Origin of the sequence: Stenotrophomonas beteli (assembly GCF_001431665.1) — a bacterium.
Lineage (GTDB): Bacteria > Pseudomonadota > Gammaproteobacteria > Xanthomonadales > Xanthomonadaceae > Stenotrophomonas > Stenotrophomonas beteli.
This window is the reverse complement of sequence record NZ_LLXV01000019.1, coordinates 106,003-124,254: the sequence shown is the minus strand read 5'-3', so window position 1 is coordinate 124,254 and position 18,252 is coordinate 106,003. Positions and strand designations below refer to the sequence as shown.

Annotated in this window: 8 protein-coding genes; 4 read left to right on the top strand and 4 right to left on the bottom strand. The window is 68.1% G+C overall.

The window, feature by feature from the left end:
• Positions 1 to 104 precede the first annotated feature (104 nt).
• A complete protein-coding gene (locus ARC23_RS04130) occupies positions 105 to 443 on the top strand; it encodes a hypothetical protein (protein ID WP_057496060.1) in 339 nt (112 codons plus the stop codon).
• Between the two features lie 90 nt (positions 444 to 533).
• On the opposite strand, the gene ARC23_RS04125 is transcribed toward ARC23_RS04130, so the two are convergent.
• Complete coding sequence (locus ARC23_RS04125) at positions 534 to 1,010, bottom strand: general secretion pathway protein (protein ID WP_203226337.1); 477 nt, start codon at positions 1,008 to 1,010, stop codon at positions 534 to 536.
• Positions 1,011 to 1,113: 103 nt separating this feature from the next.
• Here ARC23_RS04125 and gspH point away from each other — a divergent pair, with 103 nt between their 5' ends.
• The 3 genes from gspH to ARC23_RS04110 are packed head-to-tail and all read left to right on the top strand — an operon-like array spanning position 1,114 to position 2,530.
• Positions 1,114 to 1,560, top strand: coding sequence for a type II secretion system minor pseudopilin GspH (gene gspH, locus ARC23_RS04120; RefSeq protein ID WP_057496097.1), 447 nt, complete (start codon positions 1,114 to 1,116; stop codon positions 1,558 to 1,560).
• Positions 1,557 to 1,919, top strand: coding sequence for a type II secretion system minor pseudopilin GspI (gene gspI / locus ARC23_RS04115; RefSeq protein WP_057496059.1), 363 nt, complete (start codon positions 1,557 to 1,559; stop codon positions 1,917 to 1,919). Before gspH ends, gspI begins: the two co-directional genes overlap by 4 nt.
• Positions 1,916 to 2,530, top strand: a complete 615-nt coding sequence (locus ARC23_RS04110; protein ID WP_057496096.1) for a prepilin-type N-terminal cleavage/methylation domain-containing protein — start codon at positions 1,916 to 1,918, stop codon at positions 2,528 to 2,530. Before gspI ends, ARC23_RS04110 begins: the two co-directional genes overlap by 4 nt.
• Before the next feature lie 420 nt (positions 2,531 to 2,950).
• Here ARC23_RS04110 and ARC23_RS04105 read toward each other — a convergent pair whose 3' ends face one another.
• The 3 genes from ARC23_RS04105 to gspF all read right to left on the bottom strand — a co-directional run bounded on the left by ARC23_RS04105 (position 2,951) and on the right by gspF (position 18,249).
• On the bottom strand, positions 2,951 to 15,343 hold the full coding sequence (locus tag ARC23_RS04105; protein ID WP_057496058.1) for a filamentous haemagglutinin family protein: 12,393 nt from the start codon (positions 15,341 to 15,343) through the stop codon (positions 2,951 to 2,953).
• Positions 15,344 to 15,547: 204 nt separating this feature from the next.
• On the bottom strand, positions 15,548 to 16,738 hold the full coding sequence (locus ARC23_RS04100; protein ID WP_057496057.1) for a substrate-binding domain-containing protein: 1,191 nt from the start codon (positions 16,736 to 16,738) through the stop codon (positions 15,548 to 15,550).
• Positions 16,739 to 17,049: 311 nt separating this feature from the next.
• Positions 17,050 to 18,249: a type II secretion system inner membrane protein GspF gene (gene gspF, locus ARC23_RS04095; protein WP_057496056.1), complete on the bottom strand. Its 1,200-nt coding sequence runs from the start codon at positions 18,247 to 18,249 to the stop codon at positions 17,050 to 17,052.
• Positions 18,250 to 18,252 lie beyond the last annotated feature (3 nt).

The following is an 18,252-nucleotide window of genomic DNA, read 5'->3' as shown; positions in this document are numbered from 1 at the left end:
GTGACAGCACTGTCATCTCTGCCAGCGCCGCAACGCGCGCAGGCGGACCCTGCCTCCGCCACACGTCTTCATTGCAGAACGTCGATAGCCGCGGGAAATTCGAGATGCGTGGATCATTGATGGCGGGCCTGCGCGCTGCCCTACCCCTGGCCCTGCTGCTGGCGCAGCCACCGGCGCGCGCTGACGCCACCGCGAAGAAGCAGGACGATGCTGCGCCCTGCATCGAAGTGCAGGTCAATGGCGAGCGTGTTCCGGCCTGGGATTGCCTGCAGCGCAAACTTGCACCGGCACCGAAAGCAACGAAGCCATCGGCACTGCCGGAGGCCGAACGACTGATGCGACAGCCCGGCAATGAGCGGATGCAGTACAACCTGGAAGGCACGCGGCAGCGCATGGGTGATGCCTTCGGGCGCTCGGTGGTGCCGCAGCGACCTGCGCGCTGAGCCTGCCTGGCCCTGGAGCCGAGCCCACGCTCGGCTCCTCCTGCGTGTCCTTCAACACTCATGCAAAGGCAGCCGAGCGTGGGCTCGGCGCTACGGTGAGCCACCCGTCGGGGAGGCCGGTACGATGCCATCGGTCGGCACCGGCGGCAGCGCGGGAACCGGCAGGCTGCGCGACTGCCCGGCCTGTGCCAGTTCCACCGTGCTGGCACCGACGCTGGCCAGGACCGTAGACGGTCCCAGCCGTTGTCCTGGCGCGTAGGCCTCGGCGGGCCGGCCATCCACCGAAAGCAGCGCCAGCGGTTCATGTTCGCCGGCCACCACGCCCAGCACGGTAACGTCGGTGCGCACCGCGCCCGGTGAAAGCAGCCGCACCAGCGGCACGCTTGCAGCGGCATCGAAGGCGGGCCGCGCGGGCAGGCCGGGGTGAGCTTCGCTGGCGGCAACCGCCGGCACCGGGCCAGCCAGGGTCACGCCCCAATAGACCACCACCGCCAGCAGCAGCGTGGCTGCCAACAGAGTCAACACCCGATTGCGATCCCAGCGCCCGCCATCCATGTTCCGCACCATCGCCACCTTCGTGTGCACCCACGCTAGCAGCCGCCGCTGACGCTTTTGTTTCATCATGGACGCGTACGCTGCGAAGCGTCGGCAAGGACAGGAGGCGATGTCGATGCAGCGCATTCCGCGCGGCTTCACCCTGCTGGAACTGATGGTGGTGCTGGTGATCATCGGCATCTGCACGGCCGGTATCGGCCTGGGGCTGGGCAGCCTGCTCGACCCCGCCCGCCAGCTGCGGCAGGAGGCGGAACGTCTGGCGCAGCGCCTGCAGGTGGCGCGCGACGAGGCCCGCATCGATGGCAGGACGCTGCGCTGGCAGGCCGATGCCTCCGGCTATCGGTTCAGCCGTCGCGACGGCGCCCACTGGGTGGACGTGCAGCGCGATGACCTGCTGCGGCCACAACGCTGGCAGGCGGCAGGCGTCACGGTACAGCCCGCCACCGCCATCGAACTGAGCCCGGAATGGATCGGGGTTTCCTGGGAACTGGCGCTGTCGCTGGAAGGTCGCAACGTGCGTCTTCGTGATGATGGCAGCGGACAGTTGCAGGTCGTGCAATGAAGCGGAACACGTGCGGATTCACCCTGATTGAAGTACTGATCGCGCTGGCGATCGTGTCGATCGCGCTGGCCGCAGTGATGCGCGCGGTGGCCGTGGCCACCGACGATCAATCGCGCCTGCGGGATCGCCGCCTCGCGCTGCTGTGCGCACAGGATCGCTGGCAGGAACTGCGCCTTTCCGGGCATGCGCCGCAGCAGGGGCGACAGCGCTGCGTGCAGGGGCGCGGCAGCTTCCTGGTGCTGCAACAGCTCGGGGCGGGCGCGGATGGGCAACCGCAGCTGGAACTGAGCGTGGTTGCCGAGGATGCGCCGGCGCAGGCGCTGGCACGGATGCAACTGCCATGGACATCATCGCCATGAAACGCCCGGCCGGCGGGTTCACCCTGATCGAGGTGATGATCGCGATCACCATCATGGGCATCCTGGCGCTGATCTGCTGGCGCGCGCTGGACAGCGTGGCCAGCAGCGATCAGCGCCTGCGCCAGGCCGATGCCGAGACCACCACCGCGCTGCGGGTAGTGCAACAGTTCCAGCGCGATATCGAAATGCGCGCGGACGATGCGCTGATGAATGGCGCAGTGCGCCCGGCCGATCAACCGCAGCGGCTGCTGCCTCCTTCGCTGGTAAGCGAGCGGCATCCGGACGGCAGCTTCGCGCTGGAAATCACCCGCAGCGTCGGCAGCGATGGACCGCACTGGCAGCGGGTACGCTGGTGGCGGCAGGGCAGTACGCTGTGGCGGGCCAGTGGTGCGTCATCGGACCGGTATCCGCTGCCAGCGCCGGAACTGTCGAAGGGCATCGCAGTGGCACGTGAGGTTCAGCGGTTCGAGGTGCGGGCGTGGCAACCGGGTGCCGGGTGGGCGATGTTGCCGGGCGACGGCGAGGTGCTGCCGGCCACCGGACTGGAACTGCGGTTGGGCCTGCGCGATGGACGTGGGCCGTTGAGCTACCGGCGGGTGCTGGCGCTTTAGGGCGCTTGCCCGCAACGCACCCACGCACGGTGCGGATCTACTACCGAGAGGCTTCTGCTGCCGAGCCTGCCCTGGTGGGTGCCGACCTTGGTCGGCACTGGAGCTGGCAACGCCATCCACGCATGGCGTGGAACTGCTTCCGACCCAGGTCGGCAACGACCGGGGACATTCGCTCGCCGCTCCCGCCGCCGGGCGCACTCCTGCACCCGGCGGCGCCGTGTGGGTGGTCCTCACCGCCGATGGCCACTCCCTGCCCTCCGTGCCGTCCTGGCTGGGGCCGCTGCCGTTCCGTGGCGGCTGGCCCGATGCTGTTCGTTCTTCCGGACCCGTCGCATCCACGCATGGCGTGGATCTACTGCCGAGCGCGATCAGCAGCGATTGATGCCGACCGAGGTCGGCATCTTCCAGGGCATGGATTGCCTACCGGCGCTGCGTGCCCTCATCGCGACCTGCCTGCGGGAACTGGAAGGCACTGTTGGCGTCGTAGCCGCCGTTGGCGGTGTTGCCACGCGCCGGCGGGTTGATGCTGCTGGTGCCACTGCCGAAGCCGAGAATCTGCACGCTGATCACCGACGGCTGGTTGCGCCGTGCATCATCCTGGCTCTTGCGCATCACGTCCTGCGCGGCCTGGCTTGCGCTGTTCGCTGCCGCGCTGGCCGAGGCCAGCGCATTGACGTTGACCGACGCCAGCACAGGCAGGCCCTTGCTCTCGCCCTGCACCTGGATGTTGGCCGCGTTCAGCACCTGCAGCGCGGCCAGGTTGATGTTGCCCGAGACACGGATACCCGCTTCGCCCGCATCGATGGTGCCCAGCGGCGCGATCAGGTCGACGTCTCCCGGTCGCACTTCGGCAATGGGGTTCAACGTCGCGATGCCTGCACCACTGGCCGGCGCCTGCGGCGACAGGAGCACATTGCCCCAGCCGTCATAGACGCGGCGCGGGGGCGTGTACAACAAGGTGGTCTGCGAACCACGGCCGGCATTGATGTCACCCTGCTCCGACCAGGCCAGGATGTCACCGCCGAACGTTGTCATCACCCGCGACAGGCCCAGCAGCACGCTGTCCTGGCTGAACAGCCGGATGTCACCCTGGCCCTGGGTCACCAGCCCGGCACTGGCCGGCGGCACCACGCCCTGCACACCCACCACGATCTGTCCGCCCGGCGCCATCAGCTCGATGTTGCCGCCGGCTTCGGTACGCACGCCGGAGCCTCCGTACATCAGGATGTCGCCGGTGCGCTGGATCGTCGCCCCCGTCGCATCCTTGTCCGGCATCAGCGTGGCGATGGCCTCGCGGCCGCGCAGGTAAGAACCAACGCGTGGCCCATTCCGATCGTTGTACTCGCGCCCACCTTCACGCAGTTCGGCGTAGTAGACCTGGCGCAGGAAGATGCGCTGCTGTTCCTTCGGCAACCGGTCGAACACCACGATTGCTTCGGTGCCCTCGACGGCCAGACCGAAGCGCTGCTGCAGCCACTGCCTCAACTCCTTGTCGTAGATCTTCACCGCCTTGCCCGGCTGCGCAGCCAACGACTGCGAGGGATCGGCGAGGTTGGCCGGATCCAGGTAGTGCGTGCGCAGTGCATCAAAATCAATGCCCTGGTTGCCGGCAGTCACTGCGATGCTGGCGCCGGGACGGGCATCGCCTTGCACGACGCCGCCCAGGCTCACGATGCTTCCGGCCTCTTCCTGGCGCAGCTGCCGGCCCGCACTCACTTCGACGTTGCCGGGGCCGGCCACCGTCAGGTTGCTGCGGATGATGTCCCGGCCCGCTTCGATCCCGCTGATATCGGTACCGCTGGTGTTGAGCGCGGTGACATCGGCGCCGATCACATCGCGACCGGCGCGCAGCTGTACCGCTGAGCCCGCTTCGTACCAGTCGAATACGGTACGCGCGCCGTTCTCGGCATTGCGCGACAGTTGCCGCCTGTCGCCGCTTCCCAGCCCGATGATATCGCCGGCCACTGCATAGAACCGGCTGGCCACGGTCGGTGTGGCTGGCAACAGCACGCCGAGCGCGGTGTTGGGACCGAAGGCAAAGTACGGCAGCGTGGTGCCAGGACTGGCGCTTTTCCCGTCCGCGGGTACATTGCTGCGCACGGTTCCCGCGTTTCCGGGGCCTTGCGCGATGAAGCCCGGATTGAATGGGCCGGGGACACGGGCATCACTGCTCGAGCGCACAATCTGAGTGGCCCGGTCGGTAGCCAGGATCGATCCTCCCGCCAATACCTCCAGCCGACCCGACGCCGAGGGCGCCAGCACGATGACGTCCTGGGCATCGGGCACGCTGCCACTGCGCAGACTGGCGAGATTGATGTTCCCGGAGGCCGCGATGGCCGTGAATCGGGAGGGATACAACCAGTAGTTGAGATAGGCATCGCCATTGCTGGGGTTGATCCTGATCACCTCCCTGCCCTGGTTGCTGCCGGTCGTGTGCTGCGTGCCAACCAGGCCCGGCGAGAGATTTCCGCCTGCGGAGAACAGGTCGAGCGCGGTGCGCGGCGTCCACAGCGAGAACCAGCTTGTGCCCGACGCGTGGCCGCCCCCTTCCAGCAGGATATCGTTGAAATTGGCCACGGGAACCCGGCCGGGATCGGCGGCACTACCCAGTACCACATCGCCGCGCGCCTGCACCTGGGCGGTGGAATCGCCCAGCACCAGCACCGGCCCGGCCATCGCAACGGGTGCGTCGGCCACGAACGGATTGTTCAGGCCCAACGTGCCGTAGCTGCTTTGTATCGCGCTGAGACCGCCGATGCGCGCCGCCTGCAGCAGTGTGCTGCCGCGTAGATTGGTCACGGTGCCGTTGAGATCCAGATCCTGCTGGAAACCTTCGGGCTGCTGCGCGCTTGCGCGCAGGCCGGGGTTGACCGCTCCGCCGCTTCGCAGCGTCAGGTCTCCGCCCCCCGTCAGATGCAGTTCACCGTTGCTGACGCGTCCGGTCGACCCGACCGCAGCGACGATCGCGCTGGAATGGGGCGCCGTCAACAATCCCAGAGCATTGCCCATCGGCGCTATCACGCCCGAGTGACGGCCTGCTTCCAGGGACAGATTGCCGCCGCCCAGCGTGCCGAAGCCGGTAAAGCCGACCAGGCGAGGCGTCGCATCCAGTTCAGGGCCCACCGTGCTGTAGGTACCGAAATTGATCCACCAGCTGGTTGCGCTCTGCACGACACCAGTGGTCGTGCCCGATCCCTGGCGCCACAACCAGTTGCCCACCGCGGCGCTGGAATGCCCGGCCTGGTCGCGCTGCGGCGTGCCCGCCTCTGCGCGCGCGCCCCAGGTATCACCGGTGATATCGCGGCCCGCTTGCACGTGCAGATTGCCACCCTGGTCGGGGTACCACGCCTGGTAAGTGGCGATGGCGGCATCGTAGCGGCCGGACGCCTGGACCGGGCCCAGCAGCGCGGTGTTCCTGGGCACTGGGGCCCGCCCAGGGTTGAACTGCGCGTCACGGCCATCACCCAGCGCCGTCGGCGCACCTGCGGTGTACACACCGAAGCCGGACTTCATGCGCACATCCTGCGCGGCCAGCAGCGCCAGGTCACCCTTGCCGGTGCGCAGGACGCTCCAGGCCGGTGCACCCAGGCGCTTGCCATAGGTCGTGACTTCAGTCAGCGTGCCGCCGCCATAGCAGTAGCCCATCGCCGCGCAGATTTCTTCCTCCGACATGCCCATCTCGGCCCCGAGTTCCGTAGCCGGGCGGCCGACCCACGATTCATCGCCCCACCATGCCAGCGAGCCTTCCTTGTCGACCAGGCGCGGGGCCGGACCGCAGTAGGGTCCGGAATCACAGACATCGCTCTCGGTCATGCCAAGCTCCCGAGCGAGATCCGCTACGGGCTTTCCGGCCCACGATTCATCGCCCCATAGATCCAGCGAGCCATCCACGGTGATCACGCGGTCGCCCTTCCATTCGGTCGTCGTGGTCACCGTGCCGATGGTGCTGTAGTGGCTGTCGGCCAGCACGATACTGCCCTCACTGCCCCAGCGCCGGGTACGTGGATCGGCGGCGGTCGTATCAGCACCGGCCACCGCGGTCAGGTCCCACGACGTGGTGCCTTCGGGCAACATGGCCGCCAGCGCCCAGTTGCGGCCCTGGCGCCCGCTGGCGTCGGCTGGCCGCAGCTTCACCGGCGCATCGCCGGCCAGCTCCACCTTGGTCATCGACGGGATGATCGCACCGGCATGCAGGTCCAGCGCGCCTGAAAGCTTCATCGCCATGGGCAGGGCGACGCCGGCCGGCCACATCTGTGCGGCCACCGGCGCCGGTGTGCGCAGGCGGAAGCCGGCGCCCAGGCGCGAACCGGCCTGCAACGCCAGCGCCTGTGCCAGCACGGTACCGGCGGCCATCACCTGTCCGTTGTCTGTGGTCACCGGCGCGCCCAGCACGGTTCCGGCTGGCAGCAGCAGCGGCCCGGACAACACCATCTCCGCCGGTAGTACGGTTCCGGCCGGCAGGGTTGCCGCCTGGAACGGCAGCGCGTAATTCAGCGTGGCACCGGCGCGGAACTCGGTGCCGCGCTGCAGCTGGACACCCTCGCCCGGCACGATCAGGTCACCGCCAAACGCGGTATTCGGTGAACCCGTACTGCGTCCTTCCAGCAACACCCAGCCGTCTTCATCGGGATTGGCAGGCGGTGGCGCGAACCCATCGTTGATGCTGCCGTAGACATTGATGTCACCCTCCGCACGCAGTACCAGCGCGGCCGACTCGCCGAAGCCCCTGCGTGCCGGGTCCATGCGGTTCGACTGCGGCCCATAGCGATAGCCGGAAAGGTCGATATCACCGGCCACCACCAGATCACCGCGCGGGTTGTCACTGCTGGTGCGCGCCACGATCTGCACGCCGGGGCGCAAGCGGTAGCTGCCCAATGCGGCGGTGCGCTGCTGCAGCCCGGCGTTGGCCAGCGCTGCACTCATCCAGAGGCTGTTGTCCGGGTCCACCACCGCATCCAGCCACTGCTGGTTGATCACCTGCGGGCGGTGCCCGTGCACATCCGGGGCGCTGGCCAGCGGCGCCGAATCATAGCTGCGGAAGGCGTTGACCTGGACGTCCCCGGCACCGGCGATACGGAACCCGCCTGCAACGTCGATCGCCGCATCATCGGTCCCTGCACGCGGTACGTTGAGCTTGACACTGCCGCGTGCCCGCCCATCGTTCTGGCCCGCAGCGGTACCCGTGCCCACCGACGTGCCGGCGCGCAGGTCCAGCAATGATGCGGCGCCGAGCTGGATCCCACCATTGGCTGCGGCCAGTTCGATCGTGGCCCGGTTCGGGCTGTCGATGATCCTGCCGTAACTGTCCACCCGCAGGCCGCTGCCATGCGCATCCAGCATGCCATCCACGCGCAGCACATCACGGGCGGAAAGGCGGATGCTGCCGACCTGCTCGCCACTGGCGTCGATGCGGCCATTGACCTGCAGGCTGCCGCCATCAATGCTGATATCGACGTTGCGGGCCTTCACCTCATCGCCAATCACCAGGTCGCCTTCACTCAACTGGAAAGTCCGGCCACCGGTGATGCCGCCGGCCGTGAGGCGCGTGTTCAGCGCGGCGAAGTCCTGCAGCTGGCGCGCGCGCAGCACCAGTTCGCCGCCGTCGTAAGGAACTTCAGTACCGCCGGCGTCGTAGCGTCCGCTGGCACCACCCAGCAGCGTTCCAGCCATGTCAACCCGGCCACCCTGCTGGCCCAGGGCGAACACCGTCAAGCGGCCACCACGGTTGTTGTGGGCAGATACATCGATACGCGAAGCCGCGTCAGCGATGACGTCGCCTTCGCCGGTCGACAGCGTCACGTCGCCGCCCCAGCTGTACTTGTCCACGTCATACAGGCTGACCTTGCGCCCGGCCATGTCCAGCACCGCATTGGCACCCAGCGAGATCCCGTGTCCGGCCACCGCATCGAAGCGGCCGGACGCCAGCGCCAGCCGGGTGTCGATCGCAACGCGTTCGGACTCGATCGACAGCTCCGCACCCAGCCCATCGCTTCCCGCAGTGGCTGCGGCACCGCGCAGCTGCACCGTACCGCCATTGCGGATTGCCAGCTGCGCACCGGCATCACCGGTCAGCAGGGGAGTGACGATGTCCAGCGCGCCGCCGCTGAACTGCCAGCCGCTGCCTGCCAGATAGTCGCCCTGCTGCTGGAACACATCGAGGCTGCCCTTGCCCGAGAACAGCATGCGCTCCGACGCTGCCAGGGTAACGCCGGCAAAGCCGAGCACCTGGCGACCGGCCGCCACAGACGAGTTGGGGCGGGTGAACGGCGCACGCCCCAGTTCCAGCACCCGTGTATTGATCTCCAGCTGCCCTTGGCCGAGCCGGCCCACCATTGCCTCGCCGGGCGGTTGTGCCAGCTCGCCGCCGGGCAGGTCGGTGCCGGCCAATGTCCCATCCCAGACCAGCGTGTCGGCGAAGATGCGCGCGCGGTCGGTGGCGGCAGCATAGCCGTGGATGGCCGGCGCACCCAGCACCAGATTGCGCAGGCTGCTGCGACCGGTCGCGCCATCGCGCGTATCCAGGTCGACACTGCCGAACACGTTGATGGCATCACGCGCGGTCAGGCTGAGCGCCTCCAGTGCGGGAGCGCCGATGGCGGTGTTTCCGCGCAGCAACCGCTGCAGCACCTCCTGGTTCATGGTCATGCCTGCGGGCAGGCCGCCGGCCGCCGACGCCACCGCAATGGCCTCGGTGCTGCCCAGGTTGAGTGCGGACATGCCCAGGCCGAGCTGGCGCGTGCCGTAACTCAGCGAGTCACCCATGTTCAAGGCGCCGTCGGTGACCACGTTGATGCTGCCCGCCGACAGCAAGCGGGTCTGCCCGCTGCAGTCCGCCTCGCAACCGCCGATGTCGATCGCTACCGGCCCGCCGGCACTTCCGCCCTGTGCACTGAGCGCCGTCAGGCGCTGGTTGGACACGGCAAGCAGGCCGCCCGCGACCAGGTAGGGCGCCGTGGGCTGCGCCACGCTCGACGGGCCGGACTGGGACAGCGTGTCGATCGAAACGCCCTGCTCGACCAGGATACCCTTGCCTCCGAACGCGGCCGACAGCAGCACTTCCTGCGCCGTCAGGTTGACGCCATTGCGCACCACGATGTGCTGTGCGCCGCCCTCCAGCGCATAGGTGGTTGCATCGCGCCGCAGCGTGCCGCCGATCAGCATCGTTACCGGACGGAATGCGTTGAGCGTGGTATCGGAAACGGTAGCGCCGCGCCCGCTGCCAGCATCGGCGCCCTCGCTGGCGATTTCCAGCGTTGCGCCATTGGAGACACGCAGATTGACCGAGAGCGTGCCGCCGAGCCCGTCACTGCTGCCGGCGCCAAAGCGGGACAAGCCGTGGAAGGTCGCCGCCGGGGTACCCGACCGTCCCGCGCCTTCACCGAACACCAGGTTGAGGCTTCCGGCATCCACCGTCCGCCAGCGCAGCGCGTCGCCACGCCGCTCGGCCACGCCCTGCGCGAACGCGTTGTAGGAGGTTTCGTTGTAGCCGGCGTGACGGCGAACCGCCTCCGCTGGGGTCAGCACCAGGTCGGTGAGCAACGGCGACACCGCCCCGCCCAGGCCCTGCGCGCGGTGCCCGCTGACGCGCCAGGAGCCGGTGCCGGTCGCCACCGGCGAGACGTTGCCCTGCGCGCTCTCGGCGCCGATCTCGACGCGGAATGCTCCCTTCTGCAACGCGTAGTTCGCCGGCAGCAACGTGTAGGTTCCCGCCGGGAGCCCAGGCACGCCGTGCGGAATGACGATCTCCTGGCCGACACGGGGATCGACGCTGCCGCCACCGGTCGCCAGCGGTGCCTGCACGTCCGCTCGGCCCGGCACGATTGCGTAGACCGAATTGCTCGCGCGACTGAAGCCATAGCGTGGATTGGCATCGGCCAACGAATGCCGCAGGACATCGACCGAGCCACCGCGCCCGGCGACGAACGCAGCGCCGGTCAACTCACCTCCACCGGAAACATCCACGATGCTGCCTGCGGCACCGTTGAAGGTGTTGGCGACGATGTCCACACCGATCGGGGCATCGATCGATCCAGGAAGCAGCACATCGAACTCGGCGCCGTTCCGGCGCCATGTCACACCGTCCACGGTACCGCCAAACGGAAGCGCCAGGCCGGCGCCACTGATCGAGGTCACGCTGCCGCCCAGCAGGTCGACGTGGCTGGCGCGATTGGTGTTTCTTTCACCGCCACCCAGTTGGACGCGGCCCCACGGCGCCTGCACGTTGCCGCCCTGCACCACCGTCGCCGCCACCAGTTCCAGGCGGCCGAATGCCGAATCCGGCGCCGGTTGCGTGGCACTGCCAACGCCGTGGATACGCAATACAGCCTCCGGGTTCTGCCAGGCAGGCTGTCCCGACGGACCGATGTCCGCAACGCCAGCGACGATGCGCCCGCGCGCCCGGGCCGCCGGGTACAGGCGGGCAGCACTGATATCGATCGAACCCGGGGACGACAACGAAGTTTCCTGGGCGCTGCTGGCTGCCGGTGCCAGCAGGCGGATGTCGCCACGGCTGTCCAGGTTGACCTGGTCGAAGCCCGCCAGCCAGGTAACGTCGCGCAGGTCGATCAGGTTCGCCTTCACATCGAAACGATGTTGCTTCCCTTCGTCGAACCGCGCCTCGTCCGGCCGCAGCGTGCCCTCCCCCGCCGGCTGCCACCAGCGTCCCTGCGCAAGGCGCACGTAGGGCGCGCTCAGCAACAGGCGGCTGCCCGCGCTGTTGCCTTCTGCAAACCCCAGGGCGCGCTCATTCATGCCATGGATGCGCAGGCTCTGGTCCATGCGCAGGTTGACATCTCCCTGCGCGCGGATGTCGCCGAACAGGGCCAGGTGATCGAAACCACCGGCCTCGATCTGCTCCACCGACAGGGCCGCGTGGCCGTATTCAAGGCGTGCAGGCAGGTCCGACGACTGCGCGGCTCGCTGGGTCAGCGAAATCAACCGCGGTGCCAGCACCTCCTTGCCGTCTGCCGTTCTGCCGTAGGTGCCACCGCCGAAGGCAACCCCCAGGGTGCCTCCGCGCGCGCCGTCGCCGCCCGCAGCGGCGTCCAGCTCGCCGTGCAGGTACAGGGCATTGCCCGCGCGCAGCACGATACTGCCGCCGTCGCTGTCCACCCGGGTGCGCCCGCTGCCATCGATATCCAGCAGCGCCGAGGCACCGGACGCATCCAGCCGCGCACCGCGTTCCACCACCACGAAGGTGTCGGGTGGCAGGTGGCGCACGTTGTCCTGGTCTTCCCAGTCCAGCGCTCCCCCGATCTCGATCGTTCCGCCCTTGCGCACCAGCCCGTGCAACGTGCCGCGCGCGTCGGGCCGGGAAACCGTATCGCCACTCACATCGAGCAGTGCGCCATCGGCGATCGTCCACTGGCGCTCGCGGCGTGCATCGCCGCGTACGCCTGACGGATCGAATGCCTCATCCAGGCGGATGCGGCCGCCGGCTGCCTTCAGACGACCGGCCACGCTCAGGTTGCCTGCGCTGAACAGTTCGATCGACTGGCCGGGGTCGACCTCGATCCTGGCGCCCTTGCCAATGCGCAGGTCGGCCGTGGACAGCAGATGCCCGGCGCGCAGTGCCAGGCGCGCGCCGCCGCGCTGCGACACACGTCCGCGGGTCGGATCCGACTCATACAACGATGGCATCCAGGCCTCCACCCCCTGCTCGCGGGTCAGGGCCTGCTGCGCACCCCCGGCCAGGCGCAGCGCCGGTTGCTCCACCTGAAGCTGGGTCCCCTCTTCAACCGTCAACCCGTTGTGACCGGCGATGTCATAGGCGGCAAAGCCACTCTTGAACAGCGCGGCCTGCAATCGCAGCGAGGCTGTCGGTGCATCCGTGCCAGGCGCGCCGATGGACACCGCACCGCCTGTTGCCATCGTGAAGTTGCCGCTGCCATTGCCGAGCGCGCTGAAGCGCGCGTCTTTGCCGATACCCAGCCGGCCGCTGCCGTCAGTGGCGACCTCGGTGCTGGCCGCGAACAGGCTCACGCTGCCGCCCTTGCCTACGCGCCCCTTGCCATCGGCATTGATCGCGCCGCCGGCATCGACCAGAATCGCGGCCCCGTCGCCCACCTGGACGTCGTGGCTGCTGTTGAAGCGCACCTGCCCGCCGTCGATCCACGCCTGCGCGGGGCCACCATCCGGCGCGGCAAGCGCGTTGCTCCAGCCGCCGCCCAGATCGATCCGCGCGCCCGCCGCAACATCCACCGCGCCGCGTCCGGAGGACAACAACGCCGTGGGCCCGCCGAGCGTCGCAAGCAGGTTGCCGGCGTCCACCTGCCCGCCGGCAATCTGCACCGTTCCACCGAAGCTGACGCGGCCTGCGGTGAGTCCCAGCCGGCCACCTTCCTGCAAGCTGAGCGTGCCATCCAGCTCGATACGGCCCGCCGAAGCCAGGTCCACCTGCCCCCAACGCTGGGCGCTCAGAACCTCACTGTCCAGCCACACCGTATTGCGCTGTGTTTCCCCGATCGGTGCCTGTAGCGTCCACGACCGGGTGTCGGCCTGGAGCGCTCCGATGCGGATCTGCGAATCGAACACTGCACTTCGGCCGTTGTTGTCGAAACGCCCCAGCCAGAGCTGGGCGTTGCGGGCCGCCGCCGTCTGTGCCTGCGCGTACCCGTCCTGCTCCGGGTCGGGGCGACGCGTCTGCTGCAGGCCCTGGAACGCCACCGTGTCCACCTGCCCCTGCAGGACAGCCGTGGGCGCCGAGATCAGCAGGCGGCCGGCATCGCGTCCCACAGTGTAGCCATTGTCGAAGCGCTGGGTGGGTGCCACCAGCGGATTGCGGAACGATTCGGTCACTCCCCACCGTTCCTGCTTCACTTCATAGCCCTGGTACAGACCGTCGTACAGCATCTCGGCCGGTGCATCATCAAGCCGGTACAACTGCCCGTCGCGGCCACGCAGCCAGCTCTGCTGCACCACGCCGGACTGTACATCCAGGCTGCCACCGGCCAGATTGATGCGCGAACCGGCATGGCTGACCACTTCCTTGCCCGCCAACTGGACGGTGCCGCCCTGCGCCGCCCATTCGCTGATCGAATGCCCCTGATTGTCCAGGTAGCCACCCACTTCCAGCAGGCCGCCGCCGGCATACCAGCGCGTTCCGCCATAGCCACCGGTACCGGCGGCAACTTCGGTCAGCTGGCGGCGGTCGATCCAGACTTCGCTGCTGATCAGCTTGCCGCTGTCCCGGTTGTCCGGCGAATCGCGCAGCTCATTGCCCTGCACCTTCACCTTGACGTTGTTGCTTTCCATCGCCACCTGCACACCCACCGCACCGGAGACATCCACGCGCGCGCCCTCATCCAGATAGCTGCGCCGGCTGGCGTCGGCGATCACCTGGCCGCCGGTGGCCACCGCCAGCGAGCCGGCCTGGAAGTTCACATCGCCGCCGGAGACAACTTCGATGCGGGATTGCTCACGGCGGTCCTGCAGGCGCGAGAGATTGTCGAAGGTGCCACTGTTGCTGGAACCGCGCAGCTTGTCCTGCTCGGCCGATTCCTTGATGAGCGCGTTGCGCTGGGTGTCCAGCGCCGTGCTCTTGCCATCGTCTTCCAGCAGTACTGCCGTGGTCGAGCCGGCGGCCAGGGTCACGCTGCCGGCCGCATCGGACGCCGAGTTCAACAGGTGCACCGTACCGCGCTGGTTCAACGTGGTGGTAGCAACGGCCACTCCAGCCTGCTCGACGGTGCGGCCGGCCAGCGTGACATCGCCTTCGCGCGCCTGGATCAGACCACTGTTGCGAACACTGCCCGCCGTGGTGTCAGCGACGAAGCGCGGGGCAATCTCATTGCCGCGTGTGGTGGACGCGGTGTTCTGGGCGGTTCCCACGCCGCGACGGATCACGAAACTGTCGCCGGCGGCAAGCTGGGCCTGGCCTTTCCGGGTCTCGATCTGGCCTGCGTTCTCCACACTGTGTCCAGCCAGGAGCACGTAGCCACCGCCCCTTGTTGCCGTGGTCGGTTCGTCCGTGGTGATGCGCGCGCCGCGCTCGACCATGACCTTGCCCACGGCGTCGGTCAGCGCCGACGTGTTCGCGTCGGCACTGTACAGGCCGTGCTCACGGAACTGTGCATCGCTGATGCGCGCCGCTGCCGCCACCAGGTTGCGGACATTGACCTGGCTGTTATTGCCGAACACCACGCCGTTGCGATTGGCAACGAATACCGTGCCATTGGCCTTCAGCTGGCCCAGGATCTGGCTGGGCCTTGCAGCGGGATCATTGACCCGGTTCAACACGGCCCAGTCGGGGTTCTGCAGGAAATTCAGCGTGGTGTTGCCACCAATGTTGAAGGTTTCCCAGTTCAGGATCGCTTGGTCGGCGGTCTGCTCGATGTTGACCAGCACCCGCCCGTCGGCGGCCTGCGACTGGATTGCGTCGCGCGCATTGATCCAGCCGCGGGTCAGCGGATTCTCGTCAACCTTCAGGCCATCCTTGCCCAGGCCATCGGCCACTACGAAACCCGCCTCGCGGCGCGCCTGCCGTGCCTGCTCCTGCAGGCGCTGCTGCAGGGCGATGGCCTGCGCAGCCGTGCCCAGGTTGTCGATGGACTGCTGCAGCTTCTGCCGCGCCGCGTCCTGCTGCTGCGCGGGCAGCTGGAACTGGATCGGCACGCCATTGGGCATGCGCCCGCTCTGTGCCGCCGCGCCCTGCGCCGCACCGCGTTCGGCGAACCAGCCGGGGCTGAATGCCTGCTGGGCCTGGGTGGCCGGCGCCACGACGGTACCCAGGGCCAGGGCAACGGCCCAGGCCATCGGGTGGCTGCGCCACGGGATGGCAGAGAAGCGGGCGGTGGGCGAATGCGGGTGCGACATCGGGGACCTCGTCAACCTGATGGGCCGCGTCGGCGGCGGCGAGTACGGATGGGCCTGCGCGACGCACGCCCTGCACCTGATAGACGGTGGCGGCGGCGTGAAGGCGACAGGCGCGTCACTGTCATGCAGCGGACATACGCAGAAGGCGCCGGCATTTCTGCCGGCGCCCTTGTGCGCTTCCTGCAACTACCAAAGCAATCGCGGTTACAGCGGACGGCCGATGCCCGAGCAGGTGCTGGGATTGTTCACGGCACCGGCGTTGGTGGCGGTCGCAAAGCGGGTGCGGATCGCATCACGCCAGGCCTTGGTCAGCGGAATGAACTTGTGCGCGCGGATGGCGGCGTCGTTCGGGCCCTGCTCCACGCCGTTGATCACCGTGCTGCCGTAGTGGCGGGTCAGGAAGCCGCGGACGTTGGCGCCCACGGTGCCGTTCTTGTAGCACTGGCCGAACACGAAGTTGGTGTAGCCCGCGATCGGGTAGCCCGCGTTCGGGTTGCCGAACACCGGCACCCAGTTGGCCGGGTTCTCAGCGGCGGCATCGGTCGGCGGAGCGACGGTTTCCAGGGTCGCCTGCACGCTCACTTCGTCCGGCGAGAAGCCCTTGACCTTGGCGACCTTGGTGGCGTCGGTCAGGCTCGGGATCACGTCCGGGCCGACGTAGCCGATGCGACCATCGGCAGCGTACACGGCGTTGTACACCGAGGTGCCGCCGGTGGCCGGGGCAGCGACGAAGTTCGACGGAACCGTGGTGAACAGGTTGGCGAAGGTCGACTGCACCGAGAAAGCCGGCACGCCATTGGTCAGCTTCAGCGCGGTACCGGAGACGTCGGCCGGCTTGCAGGCGCTGGTCAGGAAGCGGGCCAGCAGCTCGGTGGTACCGCTGCTCTCGCCACGGTAGACCACCTGGATGGCACCGCTGCGGGCGCTGTCGATGCTCGACCAGCTGGTGATCTTGCCGGAGAAGATGCCGCAGATCTGGGTCACCGACAGGTCAACGGCCGAACCGGCCTTGTTGAACGGAATCGTGACCGAGGTGGCCACCGACGGGATCTGCACCAGGGCACCATAGCGGTTGGCATCGCCGGACACATTGTAGGTGCTGTTGTAGGTGCTCAGCTCAGTGCTGCTCAGCACCGAATCGCTACCGGCGAAGTGCACGGTACCGGTGGTGGAGAACAGCGCCGAGTTGTTTTCCAGGAAGGCCTTCTTGCCGGTGCCCGAGCCGGTCACGGCGTAGCTGAAGTTGGCCGGCAGGATGCTGTCAGCCGAACCCTTGTAGAGGTCGGCCGGCAGCGAGGCGCCGCCACCGGTGACGGCGGTCTGCGCCGAAGCGGCACCGGCGGTGGCCAGCAGCGCGGTGGCAACCAGCGCGGCCAGGGTCTTGTACTTGTTCATGATCTTCTCCTGAAGGGTTTACTGCGAAGGGAAACACCAAGGGAGGAACGGTCACTACACGCCTGCTGCCGCCGAGGGCCTCCCAGCCCACTCTGCGGCGACGCGTCCATGCTGGTCCGCGCCGATGACAGGCCGCTTAAGAAACCTGTGGAAGATCGGAAAAAGGTGTGGAGGATTGTGTGGAGAATCGAAGACGCCGACCGGGTAGAGTCGACTGCTAGTCGACTAACGCGCGAAGCGCGGGCCTTGTCGATACACGCAGGAAAAGCAGTCGACTGACAGTCGCCTCTACCCGTGATGCGCTTTGCGCATCACTGCACCAGTTGATTCATCTCCATGATCGGCATCAGCACGGCCAGCACGATCGTCAGCACTACGCCGCCCATCACCAGGATCATGGTGGGTTCCAGCAGCGCAGTGAGCGCCATCGCGCGACGCTCGATCTCGCGCGAGATGGTCTGCGCGGCGCGGTCCAGCAGCGGCGCCAGCGAACCGGTCTTCTCGCCACTGGTCACCAGATGCACCAGGATCGGCGGATACATTTTCTGCACTTTCAACGCCGTGCCCAGTGCCGCACCTTCGCGTACACGCGCCGACACATCATCCGCACAGCGCGCCAGCAATGCGTTGCCCAGGGTTTGTCGCGCCGCCTCCAACGCCCGCAGCAGCGGCACGCCGGCATCCAGCAGGATCGCCAGCGTCGAGGCGAAGCGCGCACTGTTCACGCCCAGCACGAAGCGCCCGATCATCGGCACCCGCAGCAGCAGCGCATCCCAACGCAGGCGCAGCTCGGGCCGGCGCAGGGCCAGCCGCCATGCCATCACCAGCGCCGAGATGCCGAGCCCCACCCACATGCCCCAGCTGCGCACGAACGTGCTGGCCGCCAGCATCACCTGCGTGAGCATCGGCAGGGTCTGCCGCGCCTGCACGAACGCGGTCACCACCTGCGGCACCACGTAACTGAGCAGGAAGATCACGATCGCCACCGACACCAGGCTGATCGCCGCCGGATAGATGAAGGCGGTCAGCACCTTGGCCTGCAGCGCATTGCGTTCTTCGATGTAGTCGGCCAGGCGCTCCATCACCCGTGCCAGGTCGCCGGAGTCTTCGCCTGCTCCCACCAGCGCCCGATAGATCGGCGGGAAATCGCGCGGCCGCGCTGCCAATGCCACAGTCAGGCGCTGTCCGGCGCGCACGTCCGCACGCACGGCCGTCAGCGCCTGCGCAACATGCGGGCGCTCGGCCTGTTCGATCACCGCACTCAATGCGCCTTCCAACGGCAGGCTGGCGGCCAGCAGGCTGGCCAGCTGGCGCGTGGCCCAGGCCAGCTCGCTGGCCGACAGGCGACGCGCGCCCCAGCCCGTACCGGCTCCGCGCGCCACACTCACCTGGACCGGCGTCAGTCCGCGCCCGCGCAGCAGCTGGCGGGCGCCGCGCGGGCTGTCGGCATCCAGCTGCCCTTTTTCAATGCGGCCCTGCGCGTTGGCGGCCTGGTAATCGAACAGGGCCATGGT

Bases quoted from the DNA above. Each gene is read 5' to 3' on its own strand.
- ARC23_RS04130 (WP_057496060.1), top strand. From the start codon at position 105: ATGCGTGGATCATTGATGGCGGGCCTGCGCGCTGCCCTACCCCTGGCC.
- ARC23_RS04125 (WP_203226337.1), bottom strand. From the start codon at position 1,010: ATGGTGCGGAACATGGATGGCGGGCGCTGGGATCGCAATCGGGTGTTG.
- gspH (WP_057496097.1), top strand. From the start codon at position 1,114: ATGCAGCGCATTCCGCGCGGCTTCACCCTGCTGGAACTGATGGTGGTG.
- gspI (WP_057496059.1), top strand. From the start codon at position 1,557: ATGAAGCGGAACACGTGCGGATTCACCCTGATTGAAGTACTGATCGCG.
- ARC23_RS04110 (WP_057496096.1), top strand. From the start codon at position 1,916: ATGAAACGCCCGGCCGGCGGGTTCACCCTGATCGAGGTGATGATCGCG.
- ARC23_RS04105 (WP_057496058.1), bottom strand. From the start codon at position 15,343: ATGTCGCACCCGCATTCGCCCACCGCCCGCTTCTCTGCCATCCCGTGG.
- ARC23_RS04100 (WP_057496057.1), bottom strand. From the start codon at position 16,738: ATGAACAAGTACAAGACCCTGGCCGCGCTGGTTGCCACCGCGCTGCTG.
- gspF (WP_057496056.1), bottom strand. From the start codon at position 18,249: ATGGCCCTGTTCGATTACCAGGCCGCCAACGCGCAGGGCCGCATTGAA.